Source organism: Olivibacter sp. LS-1 (genome assembly GCF_008245145.1).
Lineage (GTDB): Bacteria > Bacteroidota > Bacteroidia > Sphingobacteriales > Sphingobacteriaceae > Olivibacter > Olivibacter oleidegradans.
Window position 1 is genome coordinate 2,248,950 of record NZ_CP041643.1, and the last position, 15,603, is coordinate 2,264,552.

Consider the following 15,603-nt stretch of genomic DNA (forward strand, 5'->3'; position numbering starts at 1 on the left):
TCTCTTCTGAGTGCTTCCGAAGGGACTGCCATCCCGGGGTTATAAGTTCAGTGCCTTAATGATTTCCTCTGTTTTTTTTTCGCCATCCCAATATTTTTTAAGTTTTTTATCACCCCCATAAACAAAAGTTGCGGGATATTGGGTCGGTTTAAATCTGCCAATAAACTCATAATTTTTGTCATGCAAGAGCGTCACGTTTTTTTTATTTCGTAGCTGCCCTCCGTACATGGACATAAAAGCATTGATTAAATTTTTTTCCTGCATGGCCACCATGTAGAGATTGATATTCTTTATGCTATTATAGTTTTTGCCAAGCGCCAAGACTTCTTGCTGACAATGGCTGCAGCCGGGATCGAAAAAGAGAATAACGATGTTTTTCCCGTTGGAAGCAAGATTATTACGGGTGAAAGGAGCATCCTTATCAACAGTATAGAAGGTGAACTCAGGGATTTCTTTTGGAACCTGGTTGGTTTTTTGAGCGCAGGCGCTTGCGAAACAGAAAACGAAAGCTACGATAAGGTTAGCAGCGCAGGAATGGATATTGCTTTTCATATATAATATTATAATAAATTCAATGACAGCGTCTGTTTACATTCAAAAGCTTATGGTGTATGTTGGACTTATTGATTGCACCCATACGAATACATACTAATTTGAAGGGTAAAAATAAGTATTATGGTGGAAACCCGTAGAAGGTTGAACCAATTTTACGCTGAGATGTTGACCAAAAACTAAATAAATGCTGTATAATAATTAACTTTGCGGCAAAATACTTAGATAAAATTTAGCGATCCTTCGCAATAAGTAGAATCGGCGAGATTGATCGGTAAAGCGCATCGTATAAAAACAAAATACTTTATGAAAAAACGCATAGCTATTTTCGCGTCCGGCTCCGGCTCTAATGCTCAAAAGATCATGGAGCATTTTAAGTATAGCCACGACGCGGAAGTTTCTTTAATATTGACTAATAATCCCGAAGCTTACGTATTACAACGTGCCGATAACTTTGAAGTTCCCTCTCACGTATTTGACCGTCACGAGTTCTATAATACCGATAATATAGTTGAGTTGTTAAACCGGATGCAAATAGATTTAATTGTTCTTGCCGGTTTCTTATGGTTAGTTCCGGAAAATCTACTTAAATCGTTTCCGAATAAAATTATTAATATACATCCTGCCCTACTACCTGCCTACGGTGGAAAGGGAATGTATGGAGATCGTGTACATAAGGCTGTATTGGAAAATAAGGAGGAGGAGTCGGGCATCACTATCCATTATGTAAACGAACGCTTTGATGAGGGCGAGATCATTTATCAAGCGCGTTTCAAAATAGAAAAAGATGACAATTTAGAAATGGTAAAATTTAAGGGACAACAGTTGGAGCATCAATATTTCCCTAAAGTTATTGAAAACCTCTTGAAAAGAGTTGAGGGGCATAAGATAACTGATTAATTAGTCTTTTTCCCCGTTAAGGTTTCTCTTGCTGATGTTTCGGGTAAATCAGCGATTCGTGATAAGGTTATTTATTATAGAAAAACCTATACTATCTACCGATTTTGCCGCGTTTGCAAGTACCACAACGGCAACTTTCTTGCCTGGAACGAAAGCTAAAAAGCTACTGCTTCCAAAGGTTCCCCCATTTTGCCAGAAAATTTCCTGAAAGTTTTCAATATTAATATGCCATGACAAGCCGAGATCCTGAGTTTCCGAAACCAGCCAAGACGGTTTATGTGTCAACGCAATGGCTTTACCTAGTACAGTATTCGGGATGTTTATGTTGCTTTCGGCAAATTTAAGCAAATCCCTTATTGTGGATTTTAACGATCCCGCTCCGCTCAGAGCCAAAAAATGCCAATGCGGAGTCAGTTCTCCCTTATTATTATAAGTCGGAATAAATTTCGGTAATTTATCTCCACTCGGAAATTCGGTTGTGTTTTCTAATTCCAATGGGTCACAGATCGTTTTTTCTATTAATTCATTGTACGAAGAATTCTTTTTATAAGCCAATAAGTCTCCGATAATCCCGTATCCAAGATTGCTGTATTCATAAACGGAATCGGGTTTGTTTATTTGGCTATAACTCTTAAGATAGGAAAATAACGCTTTACGATCGTAATCTTTATAGGGGTCTAAGGGTTCGCTTGGAACTATATTGTCCGGTAAGCGTGGTAAACCGGATGTATGGGTCGCTAAATTTTGAAAGGTGATCTTCTCGAGTTCTTTGTTTTGAGCGATACTATCCGGGAGATACTTAACAATTGGATCATTTAGGTGGATACTATCTGTCAACGTTGCATTTGCTAGAAGGGTGGCAGTAAAAGCTTTGCTGATGGATCCAATTTCAAATAAAGTTTCCTGATCAGGGAGTGTTTTATTACCTCGTGTGGTTTCGCCGTAATAATAGTAACCCGCTTTACCATTATGAATAATACCGATGGCTAGACCACAAGTACTGGGGTCGTTCGTATACTGAAGCGCAAGTGAATCGACTAAATTATCAATGGTGCTTTCCATTGTTTTTGATTCGTCTGCTAGCCTATGTCCTGTTGTATCCTCTATGGGATCTTCTTTTTTCACAGATGGTATTGTATCTCTTTCATTGACGGATTCCTCAAAGGGTTGGAAAAGGAATGTTTCTATTTTTTCATTAGAATCAACCCGCAAAATGAGCTTCAAGGTCTTTTTAGAAAAGACGAGTTTAAAATGCTCGAGGTCATTCTCATTTTTTATAAATGAAGAAGTTTCTATAGTACCTAGTGGGTAAAGTTGCTTAATTAGCAGCGAGTCGAGCTGGGCTTTCGACACGGTCGTCTTTGCGTGCTGGTTCCACTGTTGATAAATGGAGTCAGCCTGATGTTTGTTGAAATAGTTTTTGAATCTGTTTACTATTTTACTGCTGTTTTCTTCTTGGGCTGAGCACAGATGACAAACAAAAAGAAAGAAAATAGCGATCAGCGAATATCGAAACATTAATGGTGAGTTTGAAAATATTTTAAATGTCTAAAACCTGTTTGAGTCTTGAATAGCCTGATTTACTTACATTTACCTTCATGTTGTTGTTTAGTATTGCGATGTGGCTTTCCTTTTCAAAAGGTTCAAGTCGCACAATGCTATCCACGCGTACTATATAAGAACGATGAATTCTTACAAATATGTTAGGATCGAGCTCTTTTTCGAAAAAAGCCATTGTTTTATTCTTTAAATAGGCTCCTGTTGTGGTATGTAGGCGTACATAGTCATCATCCGCTTCCAGACAAATCAAACTATCGGTGTTGATTACGTTGATTTTACTGCCGGTTTTTACTACAATGCGTTCCAAAGAAGGGGAGGGGCTCATGGTCTCCAGCATCTTTTTTGTTTGCTCCTGTTCAGTTGTGCTCTTTAAATTACGTTGCTGGAGAAATTTATTCATGGCCTGATCGAAACGCGGCTTGCTGATTGGTTTAAGCAGATAATCTATTGCATATTTTTCAAATGCTTTAATTGCGTATTCATCAAAAGCTGTTGTAAAAATGACAGGCGGTTGCTGGTCAATCAGCTCAAGCATTTCAAAACCATTGATTTTTGGCATTTGGATATCCAAAAAAACCAAGTCTGGCTGATATTGCATAATCGCTTTTGCTCCTTCAAACCCATCATTACATTCTGCAACGATTTGTACTTCCTTATAGTCGGCTAAATATTCACTTATTATGCTTCGCGCAAGTGGTTCATCGTCTATCAAAACAGCTTTAATCATTGTTGTGGTATTTTTATATTGCTTGTAAAGATATGCGCTGTATGATGAGTTTGCAACAAATCTGTGCGTCCAAACAATAAAAATAATCTCCGCTGTACACCACGTAGTCCAAAACCAGTACCCTTATGGGGGTTGCTGCTTTCTTTATCAAAAGGGTTTTGAATGGCCACCAATAAGTGGTTTTCATCTTTTTTTGCCCAAATGGCAATTTTTACCTGGCCCGTAGTGTCATACAAACCATATTTAATGGCATTTTCTACGAGAGGCTGTAAAATCATAGCAGGTAAGAGGCATTCTTCGCAGTCCTCCATAAGTATATCCGTATCTAGCCGATGGCCAAAGCGGACTTTCTCTATTTCTAGATAGAGTTTCAAATGTTCAATCTCGTCTTTCAGCGGAATAAGTTGTTGATCGTCTTTTCGAAGAGTTCCACGCAAAAAGTCAGATAATTGAAAAGTCATGTTTCTTGCCTCTTCGGGTTTTCGTCCAATAAGCGCAATGATGGAATTTAAACTATTAAAAAGAAAATGCGGTTGAAGCTGCTGTCGGAGATTATAGAGTTCCGCTTCGCGAGCCAGTTTCTCAGCATCTGCTTTTCGCTGTTCATTTTCCTTTTGATCATGTAGTGTGTTCCAAAGCACCTGCATAATTGCTACCCATGCGATTATCAAGCTATTGGTGCAATAGCGTATAGGAAGGGATAAATCAAGGAACGCTAAATAAGATTTGTCGCTTATAATATATTGCATCACATAGCGATTGATGGTTAGGCTGATCGCGGCCAAGCATAATCCCCAAATTATAATGTAAAAATAACGTTCCTTGCGAGGCTGATAATAATTTAAATTATTAGCAATGATATAACACGCCGCTGCGATGGTTGTGGCGCTGATTAAACTGTCAAGGAGCGTGAGTTCAACGTTAAAATCAAACCAAAGCAATAAGCCGGTTTGTATAATAAGCGTACCTACCCAAACGGATACACAGCTGACTGCAATGAGCTTTTGCTTTGACGTGATGAGCGGGGTTGACGCCATTGGATAAATGCTTAAAATGATAATGATTAGATACTTTTGATTGTAATACCGCCAAAAATTGAGGTGCCTTTTATAATCAAATTCTTGCGATTATCTACAGCTACATTATTAATAAATCGCTTGTCTTCCACTCCTCCAAAAATAGCCGTCATTTCCGGGTTTACTTTCCAGTGAGCAGGAACGAGAATGGTTGTACCTCCGAAAATCTGTACGACTTCCAAAATGACAGGATGTTGAATATCTGCTTGGATTAAATTAATATCGGCTCCTCCCATGATATTGACGATGTCTCCGCCTTTGAAATTCTTTGAATAAATATTCTTTTTTACCTGTCCGAAGATAGAAACGGAGTCGATATAATCTTCGTTAACTTTGCTCGATGACTGTTCAGCCTGTTCATAAAATGCATCAGGTTCGGCTTTCGGGGCCGAACCTTCTTGATTTTCATCTTCTGTTGAAATATCCGCTTCGCTGCTCACCCTTCTATCCCAATCAAGATCAGATTGATGTGGTGGGCTGTAATTCGAGAAAGGGCTTGTTTCTTTTGATGGTTCTCCGTAAGGACCCTTTTGGGGGTCAACGGGAGGGGGAGAGGAAAAGCGGCCCCTGTTTCTGCCTGCAATTAGCCAACAACCAAGGAGTATGATAAAAGCGGGCCAAAAAAACCTACCAAGACTTACATCGAACATCCGTTCTGTTAGGAAGAAACAACCGATAAGAATCAATATAAAAGATGAGGGCTTTTTGAAGTTATTTCGGGCTCCCAGTACCAAGCCGATAACAATTAACCACATAGGCCACGAGAATAGCCAGTTAGGAAAATCGAATATAAAGCCAAGTGTTTTTGATAACATGGAAAAACCGATGATAATAATAATAAGTCCTACCCACACTCTGCCGGAGTTTGACCTATGTTGAGGAGCTTTATAGTTATTCATATGTATAGTATTTATTGATGATCGTATGAGAAAAATCATGTATATTGCTGTTCTCTGCATAACATAGATTGTTCATACTTTATCTTTTTTTTGTAAATATAAATGAATATTTCACTTTAGTTTCATCAGAACTTGGCGGATGCACACAGTTTGTCGGTAAAAGACCTAATTTTATCGGTAAATGAGAAGAGAGATTCTTGAAAGCTGTCAAAGATGCCATGGCTTGGTTTTTGCTCCAATCTTTGACTGTTAAGATACGCTAATATGAACAAAATATACTTTTTCTTACTTGCTATTCTATTAAGCATTCAAGCTGAGGCCTCTAACTATCCGGAGGTGCTGTTCGAAAACAGTTTGATGCCAAAGAGTTACTACTATTCACAGTCGTCCTTTGCCGGTAACAGTTGGATCAACCACATGAATGGCCATCTACCGGTAGTGGATAGTGTTTTTTTTACTCCGGGAAATTCGCTTATGTTGAATTATATTTCCGGAAATGAGGGTGAGTGGAAATCGGTTATCCACTATAGCAGCGATTATGGTCATTTACCCAAAAACAACGACTTATTGATTTTTAAGATTTTTGTTTCAAGTGCTACTGCGAAAACAGAATTACCTAATATACAACTCGCTCAAGGTGAAAATATCTCCGAAGAGGTTAAAATTCAATCTTTTATAAAGAACTATCAGGATAATGCGTGGTTGTCGGTTGAAATTCCTTTGAAAGGCATCGGGAATTTAGACAACCAAGCACCGATAAGCAGTATAATTTTTAAGCAGGGAACGAATATGGATGGCAAGGAACATCGGTTATTTATTGATCAAATTGAATTCTTGCCTACTAAAACCCCCGATATGAAGCTTACCGGCAAGGCTGTACTCTCATCTGTAGAGGCTCATGAAAGACACGTTGATATTATGTGGCAGTTACCCCTCACGCCCAGTATTCGCTACATCAAAATATACCGATCTGAAGATAACCAAAACTTTGTCCCGGTTGCCGTTAGACCAATCTCATTTAACAAGTATACTGACTTCGTTCCGCGCACAAATGTGTCTTATTATTACAAAATCGCTTGGGTTGATTATCAGTATCGGGAATCACCCTTTTCGGAAATTAAAACAGCTGAAACTAAATTGGCGGGAGATGAAGACCTGTTAAATTCAATTGAGAAATCGCATATCGCCTATTTCACAAATGAAACGGAGTTCAATAGCGGCATGCATAAAATTTCTCCGTTGGTTAGTGATGCCAGTATTTCTGTGAAAGGGACGGGGATTGGCATTTTGGCTCAAGTAATTGGTGTAGAACGAAAATTTATTCCGCGGCAACTACTGTTGGATCGTTTAAAGAAAATCGTTAAATTTTTGGGAAGGGCAACTACTTATCATGGCGCTTTTCCGGAATTGCTTAACGGGAGATCCGGTAAGCCTATCATGACTGATTCTTGTGAAATAGCGGCCAATATTGAGTCTACGGCTTATTTAATGCAAGGTTTGCTGGTTGCTCGAAATTATTTTGATAAGGAGAGTGCTGACGAGAGTGAATTGAGAGACGCTATTTCCTCTCTATGGAACGGGGTGGATTGGACGAAATTTGTGAAGGAAGGAAATGGCTATCATCTATACAGTGTCTGGTCTCCTGCCTGCTCATTTACTAAGTCGGCGCCAATAGGAGGGTACAACGGTAGCTTGATCGCTTATCTATTAGCAATCGCTTCACCAAGTCACGCAATTACTCCCGCCTCCTATAAGCTTGGATTTAAACAGCCACTGAAGTATGTTGGTCCTGCTATTGGTAGATTGTCGACCTCTGTTAGTGATACGTTACTTTTTGGGAAAAATGGGGAAAAACCCGAGCTTTATAATCGTGAATCATTCATGATCGACAGTACCTATTACGGAATCCGATTGGTGGCGGGATCCGTACAAACTTCACTGATCGAACAGCAACTGCCTTTTTTGGCTATCAATCCGAGGAGCCCTATTGATAGCACGGTCAATTATTTTGATAATCAATGTGATTTGTCAATGATTTACTATCGGGCAGCTTTGGACAGCGGTGAACAGTTTGTGAGCATAACAAATTTACTGTGGCCTTATGTTGGGAAGGATTCGGCTTTTGTAAATCGTTTTAATCCTTCCGCAGCCATTGCGACTTATCCATATACACCCACGATCGCTATGGAAGCGCTCAAAAATTATTACAGAAACTTGGGAAGTTTTTTATGGACAGAATATGGGTTTAGGGATGAATTTAATTTTAAAGATAACTGGGTTTCCGGAAATTTTGACCCTATTCACCAAGGAATTGTTCCCATTATGTTGGAAAATGCACGCACCGGTTTAATATGGAATCTTTTTATGAAGGATCCGGATATTAAATTGCTTGTTGAAAAGATACGATAATGATTACAGTAGCCTTCTATAGTCGTGTATAGAAGGCAATCTGCGCTATATGATTTAGCAGATTTGGTTGGGTATTTCTTTTCGAAAATTGATTCATATAGCCTATTTCTAAATCATATTTTGGTGAAAATCGATAGCCGAAAGCTGCATAGGCTCTGTTTTGATCAAATAGGCTCCCGTTAACATTATCCTTATTTTGAATGTTAAAGAACAATTCGTTTTGAAGTGCGAGGAACCATCCCTTATTAAAGGGTTGTTGTAAAGGGCTATTGATAGGAATAATTCCCCTAATAAAATATCTCGCCCTCTGAGTAAAAACGCTTTCATCAGGACGCTTTAAAAAACGTTGCTCAAGTCTGAATCGATGTTGAACAGGGATATTTAGAAGCCTACCGGTGATGATATATTGCTCCCAAATTCTGTGTTCCGTTAATCGCGGCTGATCACCTGTTAATTTGTGTGTCACAAGAGTCGTTGCATACCCCGCTGAAGCGGTTTGATTGGCGCTGACGTAATAATTCACTCCAGGCCGGATTAAGATAAGTGAGTTTTCGTTCCAGTTCTTCCCTGCCCGAAATTGAATATCGTTATTCATTCCCCACTTGGCATTGAATTTAATATTATTAAACCATGCGTACCAGTTTCCGAATTGATTGTCCTGTGCTTTAATTGATGTTTGGGGAATCAGAAGGCATATTATAGCCATCAAGCCAAAGAGTGTGTTAACGAATTTGGATGCTGTTCTTTTCATCGAATGGTTAGTGTTTATATAGTGATTTGAAGGGCTTAAAATAAGAAAAAATCAATAAAATTTATAATTTGCCAGCTAAAGCAAGTACTGTTATCAATTATAAGCATATGTCAAGTACTATTTCAAGGAAACGTTTAAGAGCTATTATTGGAGGGTCTATCGGTAATTTAGTTGAATGGTACGATTGGTACGCCTATTCTGCATTTACCATTTATTTTTCTGCTTCTTTTTTTCCAGGAGACAACCGTACCCTGCAACTTTTAAATACAGCAGCTATATTTGCTGTTGGATTTCTAATGAGGCCGCTAGGCGGATATGTATTTGGCTTTATCGGGGACCGGTTTGGTCGGAAAAAATCAATGACTTTATCTGTTTTATTAATGTCTCTCGGTTCATTGATTATTGCCTGTTCGCCTACCTATAACCAGATTGGCGTGATTGCTCCTATTGTGTTGTTAATTGCAAGATTATTGCAGGGGTTGAGTGTAGGTGGAGAATATGGTGTATCGGCTACTTACCTTTCCGAGATGGCTACACCCGATAGGCGTGGTTTCTATTCGAGCTTTCAATATGTAACACTCATTGGAGGACAGTTAATCGCCTTGGGAATCCAGTTACTTTTACAGAAGCTTTTACTGAGCGAAGAGGATCTGTTTATGTGGGGATGGCGGATACCGTTTTTTATCGGAGCAGTTTTGGCGGTGGTGGCCCTGTATTTGAGACAGCATCTGGATGAAACGAGAGCTTTTAAACAACAGGAACTACTACAGGAAAAAAAGGTTCTTTACAGCTATTAATACAGCACCCTAAGGAGATATTGACGGTCATTGGTTTGACGTTAGGGGGAACCTTGGCTTTTTATACTTACTCCACGTACATGCAAAAGTTTCTTGTTAATACCGTTGGGCTTGTTAATGCAGATGCTACTTTAATCACGTTTCTTGCTTTATTGATTTTCGCGGGACTGCAACCGATTTTCGGTTTACTATCGGATAAAATCGGAAGAAAACCCCTGTTACTCGCTTTCGGTGCGCTGGGAACTCTTTTTACGGTGCCTTTATTGAATGCTTTACAATATGTCGAAGATAAATGGCAGGCTTTTTGGTTGATACTGCTAGCATTGATAATAGTTAGTGGGTATACGAGCATAAATGCTATTGTCAAAGCAGAGCTCTTTCCGGCAAAAATTAGGGCCTTGGGAGTTGGTTTACCTTATGCGTTAACTGTTGCAGTGTTTGGCGGATCAGCAGAATACATTGCCTTATGGTTTAAAAATATAGGACACGAAAATTACTTTTATTGGTATATCACGATATGCATTGCCTGCTCGTTATTCGTATATCTGGGAATGCAAGACACAATGCGCCGATCTCAATTAAATAATGAGCCGAATGGTTGATACAGAAGCGCAATACCAACTCCATAGGAAGGATTGGCTCAGATGTTAACAAGTTTAAATATGAACAAAGCTTTTACAACACTATTCTTAGGACTACTTTTGTTTTGCCTCTCAAGCTGCGAGCACGATAAAGTCTGTAACATAATGGACTATATCTATATCTTTCCCGAGCAGACCATTGAAGAGGTAGCCTATATAAAGGTATATACCAATGAACGCGATTTTACGGAAGGACAACATGCCGTTGAACCTGATAGCCTGTCGAAGAGTCAACTGGTTTTACCCACGGACCAAACCTCGATTCCCTTCATCGATATTCGGTATGCTGATGGAACTAACAGCTGGTCAAATCAGGCTGAGCTGGGGCGTTTGGCCCAAAAGTCTATTGAAAGCGCCGGCTGTAAGGCAATTTTTTCATATGCTGACAATACAACGCTGAAAAATACGATTAATAGTTCGGCCGTCTATCTGCATTTAGCCCTTCAACAACTTAATCAGAATGGCGGAGAGAAAACTTGGTTGATTGACCGTATCTACGATGAGGATAAATTGGATGTAACAGAAAGACCGGAATGGCAGTGTGTAAAAGGGTTAAAATTCACATTTTATAAGGGTGGAAAAGGGGCAAAAGTGAAAATTGATGCTCCAGTGGCAGAAGGTGTGTGTGGCGTCTTTGAAGAGCTTTTCGGAGAGAAATCAGAAGTGTTTGCCACCTATTCGCTAGAAGGGTCAAATCAAAAAGAATTGAGAATTACGGTTCCTGCTGTATCGGATGCATTAAAAGAGCAGCTAACTTTTCAAGTTCTTGAATCAGACTACGATTCTCTCAACATAAGTTTAACGAATGGTAGCTCTCAAATAGGATATGCTACTCTCATTCCTTCCAATCATGATTAAATTAAGGGTGTCCTATATTCCTAGGCTAATGAAGTGTAGCTGGCTTTTACTCGTTCTACTGATTAGCAATGTGGTGCAAGCCCAAACGTTGCAAGACTATGAAATGCAGGTGCGAGATATTGAACGTTTTGGTAACAGTTATTTTGCAGCGTATACCAATTTATTTTCTTCTAATTTTGGTTTTTCCCTCAATCAGGGCTGGCAAGGCGGGGCTATACCGAAGCAGGCAGGTCATTTGTCTTTTAGTTTAGTAGGATCCACCGCTATTATTCCTATCAATGACGGGAATCGTTATATTCGCATGGATCAATTATATCAAAGCGCAAACATAATCGCTGCCCCTTTAACCCCTGGTATGTTCACAGATGCCAAAGGAGGTGCTATCAGTGTTTTTCTATTAGACCCTGCCACAAACAATAGATTAGTTAATCCAGTTACGGGTGATTATCTGAGCGCAAATTTCAATATGATTGATGGGATCGGCACCGGCGTAGGAGTCACTCCCTTCGTTATGCCGCAACTGAGTGTGGGGCTCGGAAAAAGTACCGAATTGTCTTTGAGAGTAATGCCGTTTGCGATAGGATTAAATGAGGGTAAAGTGGATGTATCTGCATGGGGCGGGGCTATCCGACATAATATTTCTCAATGGTTTACTGACGATGAAGATCCTAACTTTACCGTTAACTTACTGCTTTCATATATGCGAAACAAGACGAGTTTTACACCGAACGGAGAACGTTTTTTAACCTTTAATAATGACTATTTTAGTACAGCGGGCACTTCCTTGGAGTTATCACATCACACTAAAACACAACAGGCTTTAGCTTTTTTTAACTATCGAGTAAACTCTTTTGTAGAGATTTATGGACATGGGGGAGTCGTTCATCAAACAAGTGATTTGGGAACTAATGGTGTTTTCAAACTGAAAATAAATGATGCGTATGTCCGGGATGTGGTGGAAGAAACAGGCTATGAATATAGAGACCTATTTAAATCGAGTATTAATGAAACCGTAGCAGCGGGTGGCTTTGGCCTTTTGCTAGGGAGCGGTTTTGTTAAAGCAGAGGTTCAATATACCTATGCCAATACACATATTGCGTCTTTAGCGTTGAGGGCCACCCTACTAAAAGGAGACTAAGAAATAAGCTGTTTTTACTGCATTGCCATCTAATATAAATAGGAGAGGAATTAAAAGTGAAAGAATGTTGAAAATCGCTTTTAATTTAACGGATTAATGTTTACCTTTGTTGTCCCAAATTTTGACAATAGAAAGGGGGTATAAAGAGCATGATTATCGTAAATGTAAAAGATGGCGAATCGTTAGATAAAGCCTTGAAGCGTTTTAAGAAAAAATTTGAAAAAACTGGAGTGTTAAGAGAGCTTCGTGCGCGCCAAGCATACGAAAAAAAATCTGTTACCCGCCGTACTCAAATTAAAAAAGCGATCTACAAACAATCATTGAACCAAGATACGGTTTAGAAAGTAGATGTCAATTATATAGGCCGTTCACAACAAGGTTCTGTGAACGGCTTTTTTGTTTAGTTTTCATCCCATCCTATACGATCTTCCTGAGGCCAGTGTGCGGTTTCTTGGTCTGCCAATTCCAGAAGTTCAAAAAATGTGTCCATATGAGCGGTGAAAGCTCGTAGTTCATGGTAATACCAGGGAGTGCCATTTGCAAATAAATGCTCGAGATATCCCATATAAATTCTCCGGAAATTTCGGCTAAGAAATTTAGGATGAAAAGATTCAAAATAGGACAGGAGTTCCTTTTCAAGTGTTTCTGTAAACATGACGGGCCCATATGAATGATTTCCATTGCTCTCTTCCAGATGACTCCAAAATTTTTCGAGATATTGTATCAGGTTATTGGTGAAGGTGTCGTCATCTAAAGACGGTACTTCTTGAATTGGGTTGGGTAAAGTGATTCCGTTGATTTGCGCAGTAGGGTTTAGGTTTGTTTCCTGATCACCTTTTGTTTGGATATCATCGGTTGATTTGTTGTATTTAAAGTTTAGATCTGCAATTAAGAAAATTGCTTCGACTGCTTTTTCCAGGTATTCGTAAATCGCAACAGATTCATACAATAATTCGGTACCATCGAAGATACTTTCGTTGGTATAAGCATACGTTAGCAGGTCATCCAAAATTTCTCGCCACTCATTGAGGTTACGATATAAAAAGAATTCTTCCAAAAAAAATCCGATATCGTTTATTTCCCGATTTTCCAGCTTCCTGAAATGTGCAGCGCCGCTATTTATTCTTTTTTCAATATCGATACGGTCTGTTGCCCAAGATGATTTTTGGTAAAGGGGATGGGTGTCCGGAATTCTTAGCTGAGGTATAGGTTGATGATACAGTACCCATAGCACCTCAATGACTGAAATTAGTTGTCGACAGTTATAAGCATAGTCTTCAGAATTGACATAAAACTTTCCGTTGAAATCTGATTTTCTTGTTGTAGCGGCATGAAGAAAAAAAAGGATGTCTTTCCTGAAAGTTTCCACCTCTGTTTCAAAATAGCAGAAGTTTTCGATAAAAGATAAGGGAGTTTGGATAGCATCTTCCGTTAGGTAACGAAAGTTGCTTGTTCGGATTGCTTCGTGAAGATTTTCCATAAATTAAAGTTTAAAAAAATTGTATTGATGGTTATTCATAATTGCGTACCTTAGAGGTATTCAAATATAGTATATTTTTATGTTATAAAAAATATTTTTTGATATTATGATAGATCACTTAGATAGAGCGGAATTAGGGCCTTTATTTAAAGAGGCACGATTGTTAAAAAAGATGACTTTAGAGCAGTTTTATGGTGGAATTGCCAAACATGTCAATAATTTTTCGTCGATTGAAAACGGTGGTAGGGTTGTAGGAAAACGGTTAGCAAAAGATATTATTGACTATCATAATATAAGTTTGAAGTGGCTTGAAAAGAAAGAGGGCGCGCCATTTTTATCAAATATACCCTATAAGCATAGACAAGGAGGGAAAGAAGTTCGCTCGGCAAATGAATCGTTAGAGAGAGAAGTACCTTTTTATAATATTCAGCCCGATATGGTATTTAACGGAGCGGATGTTTTTCAGGAAGTGCCCGAATTTTATGTCAATTTTCGTCCTTTTAATGATTGTACAGCCTATCTACCAATATACGGTGATAGCATGAACCCGAAATTTACCGGCGGGGATATAATCATCGTTAAGGAAGTGTCAAACTTGGAAGTGATCCTTTGGGGGGAAGCCTATCTGGTTGTTACCAATGAGCAAGCCAATAAATTGGTTACCGTAAAATTGCTGTTTCCGCACTCAGATCATACTAAGCTCGTATTGCGAGCGGCCAATCCGGAATATGCAGGAGACACCATTGTTGATAAGAAAGCCATTGTCAAACTTTTCATTGTAAAAGGTAAAGTGGCTAGGAAACAGCTATAATATGATCTGTTTTTACGATATTTAAGAACTGAAATGCAAAGCGGTATAAGCAGTTTTAAAGTAGGGTGTCCGTTTCGGATGAAATATTGGTAGAAACAAGTCAACACCAAAAAAAGAAGATATGTATGTAGAACGATTTATGTCCTTTCTGCGGTTTGAGAAACATTATTCCGAACATACGCTAAAGGCCTATGAAAAAGATGTCCGTAGTTATCTGCAGTTTTGGGTTGCCGAACAGATATCATTTGAGGAAGTGGGGCACAAGCAATTGCGGTACTATTTATCGATACTGATGGACAGCGGCCTAGAGGCGTCTTCCATTAATAGGATATTATCCTCATTACGTACCTATTATAAATTCTTACAAAGGGAAAGTCTTTACGGAGCAAATCCTACCTTATTGGTTAAAGCCTTAAAAAAGCCGAAAAAGTTACCTGTCGTTATCCAAGAAGATAAATTGAACCAGTTACTGGATCACGATCATATCTTTCAGGACAATTTTGAAGGACAACGGGATCGGCTCATTATCGAATTGCTTTTTGGAACCGGGATGCGTTTGACTGAATTGATACAATTACAGGAGAAAGATATCGACTATTATAATCAGACGATCCGCATTTTAGGCAAGCGAAATAAAGAAAGGATAGTGCCTATGCTGCCTCATTTAAAACTTTTAATCGAACAATATTTAAAATTAAAAAAAATTGAAAATTTAGATAACAATTCCTTAACTTTAGTCGTTACTATAAAAGGTAAACAAGCTTATCCAAAGCTTATTTATCAAGTAGTAATTCGTTATTTGTCACTGATAACCTCTCAGCAAAAAAAGAGCCCCCATGTGCTAAGGCATAGCTTCGCAACAGCGTTATTAAATAAAGGGGCAGATTTAAATGCTATTAAAGAGTTATTAGGTCATGCAAATCTAGTCGCAACACAGGTATATACGCACAATTCTGTGGAACGATTGAAATCTATTTACAAACAAGCTCATCCCAAAGCTTAAA

The 15,603-nt window shown here is 38.8% G+C and carries 16 protein-coding genes; 9 read left to right on the forward strand and 7 right to left on the reverse strand.

The genetic code is table 11. The annotated features are described in order from the left end of the window. Nucleotides 1-39: 39 nt before the first annotated feature. Nucleotides 40-552 (reverse strand): peroxiredoxin, encoded by a 513-nt coding sequence (locus FKG96_RS08925; RefSeq protein ID WP_013665658.1) that lies wholly within the window; start codon nt 550-552, stop codon nt 40-42. Nucleotides 553-858: 306 nt separating this feature from the next. Between FKG96_RS08925 and purN the strand changes: the two genes are divergently transcribed. Continuing rightward, entirely contained in the window at nt 859-1,452 is a 594-nt protein-coding gene (purN, locus tag FKG96_RS08930) for a phosphoribosylglycinamide formyltransferase (RefSeq protein ID WP_130856878.1), read from the forward strand. A 48-nt stretch (nt 1,453-1,500) separates the two neighbouring features. Here purN and FKG96_RS08935 read toward each other — a convergent pair whose 3' ends face one another. Genes FKG96_RS08935 through FKG96_RS08950 form a run of 4 tightly spaced genes read right to left on the reverse strand, consistent with a single transcriptional unit; the run spans nt 1,501 to nt 5,714 of the window. Next, on the reverse strand, nt 1,501-2,970 hold the full coding sequence (locus tag FKG96_RS08935) for a serine hydrolase (RefSeq protein ID WP_130856879.1): 1,470 nt from the start codon (nt 2,968-2,970) through the stop codon (nt 1,501-1,503). Nucleotides 2,971-2,992: 22 nt separating this feature from the next. Then, a complete protein-coding gene (locus tag FKG96_RS08940) occupies nt 2,993-3,739 on the reverse strand; it encodes a LytTR family DNA-binding domain-containing protein (protein ID WP_013665661.1) in 747 nt (248 codons plus the stop codon). Further along, entirely contained in the window at nt 3,736-4,776 is a 1,041-nt protein-coding gene (locus FKG96_RS08945) for a sensor histidine kinase (RefSeq protein WP_130856880.1), read from the reverse strand. The genes FKG96_RS08940 and FKG96_RS08945 overlap by 4 nt, the downstream gene beginning before the upstream one ends. 26 nt (nt 4,777-4,802) lie before the next feature. Next, on the reverse strand, nt 4,803-5,714 hold the full coding sequence (locus FKG96_RS08950) for a LiaF domain-containing protein (protein ID WP_165447018.1): 912 nt from the start codon (nt 5,712-5,714) through the stop codon (nt 4,803-4,805). Nucleotides 5,715-5,978: 264 nt separating this feature from the next. Between FKG96_RS08950 and FKG96_RS08955 the strand changes: the two genes are divergently transcribed. Further along, the gene (locus tag FKG96_RS08955; protein ID WP_130856882.1) at nt 5,979-8,123 is read left to right on the forward strand and encodes a glucoamylase family protein; all 2,145 of its coding nucleotides are present in this window, start codon (nt 5,979-5,981) and stop codon (nt 8,121-8,123) included. Between the two features lie 16 nt (nt 8,124-8,139). On the opposite strand, the gene FKG96_RS08960 is transcribed toward FKG96_RS08955, so the two are convergent. After that, entirely contained in the window at nt 8,140-8,874 is a 735-nt protein-coding gene (locus FKG96_RS08960; protein ID WP_130856883.1) for a DUF2490 domain-containing protein, read from the reverse strand. 107 nt (nt 8,875-8,981) lie between these two features. On the opposite strand from FKG96_RS08960, the gene FKG96_RS27075 reads away from it, so the two are divergent. From FKG96_RS27075 to rpsU, 5 genes are all read left to right on the forward strand, one after another. After that, a complete protein-coding gene (locus FKG96_RS27075; RefSeq protein WP_256377658.1) occupies nt 8,982-9,671 on the forward strand; it encodes an MFS transporter in 690 nt (229 codons plus the stop codon). Between the two features lie 35 nt (nt 9,672-9,706). Beyond that, the gene (locus FKG96_RS27080; protein ID WP_256377673.1) at nt 9,707-10,273 is read left to right on the forward strand and encodes an MFS transporter; all 567 of its coding nucleotides are present in this window, start codon (nt 9,707-9,709) and stop codon (nt 10,271-10,273) included. 144 nt (nt 10,274-10,417) lie between these two features. Then, nucleotides 10,418-11,170, forward strand: a complete 753-nt coding sequence (locus FKG96_RS08970) for a hypothetical protein (protein WP_130856885.1) — start codon at nt 10,418-10,420, stop codon at nt 11,168-11,170. Between the two features lie 28 nt (nt 11,171-11,198). Further along, nucleotides 11,199-12,308, forward strand: coding sequence for a DUF6588 family protein (locus FKG96_RS08975; RefSeq protein ID WP_130856886.1), 1,110 nt, complete (start codon nt 11,199-11,201; stop codon nt 12,306-12,308). A gap of 149 nt (nt 12,309-12,457) precedes the next feature. Then, complete coding sequence (rpsU, locus tag FKG96_RS08980) at nt 12,458-12,649, forward strand: 30S ribosomal protein S21 (protein ID WP_013665669.1); 192 nt, start codon at nt 12,458-12,460, stop codon at nt 12,647-12,649. Between the two features lie 59 nt (nt 12,650-12,708). On the opposite strand, the gene FKG96_RS08985 is transcribed toward rpsU, so the two are convergent. Continuing rightward, nucleotides 12,709-13,788 carry a hypothetical protein gene (locus FKG96_RS08985; protein ID WP_130856887.1) on the reverse strand — a complete coding sequence of 360 codons (1,080 nt, stop codon included), beginning with the start codon at nt 13,786-13,788 and terminating at the stop codon, nt 12,709-12,711. Nucleotides 13,789-13,894: 106 nt separating this feature from the next. Between FKG96_RS08985 and FKG96_RS08990 the strand changes: the two genes are divergently transcribed. Together FKG96_RS08990 and FKG96_RS08995 are read left to right on the forward strand one after the other, a co-directional pair. Further along, nucleotides 13,895-14,599 (forward strand): S24 family peptidase, encoded by a 705-nt coding sequence (locus tag FKG96_RS08990; RefSeq protein WP_130856888.1) that lies wholly within the window; start codon nt 13,895-13,897, stop codon nt 14,597-14,599. 121 nt (nt 14,600-14,720) lie between these two features. Continuing rightward, nucleotides 14,721-15,602, forward strand: coding sequence for a tyrosine-type recombinase/integrase (locus FKG96_RS08995; RefSeq protein ID WP_013665672.1), 882 nt, complete (start codon nt 14,721-14,723; stop codon nt 15,600-15,602). The last annotated feature ends 1 nt before the right edge of the window (nt 15,603 follow it).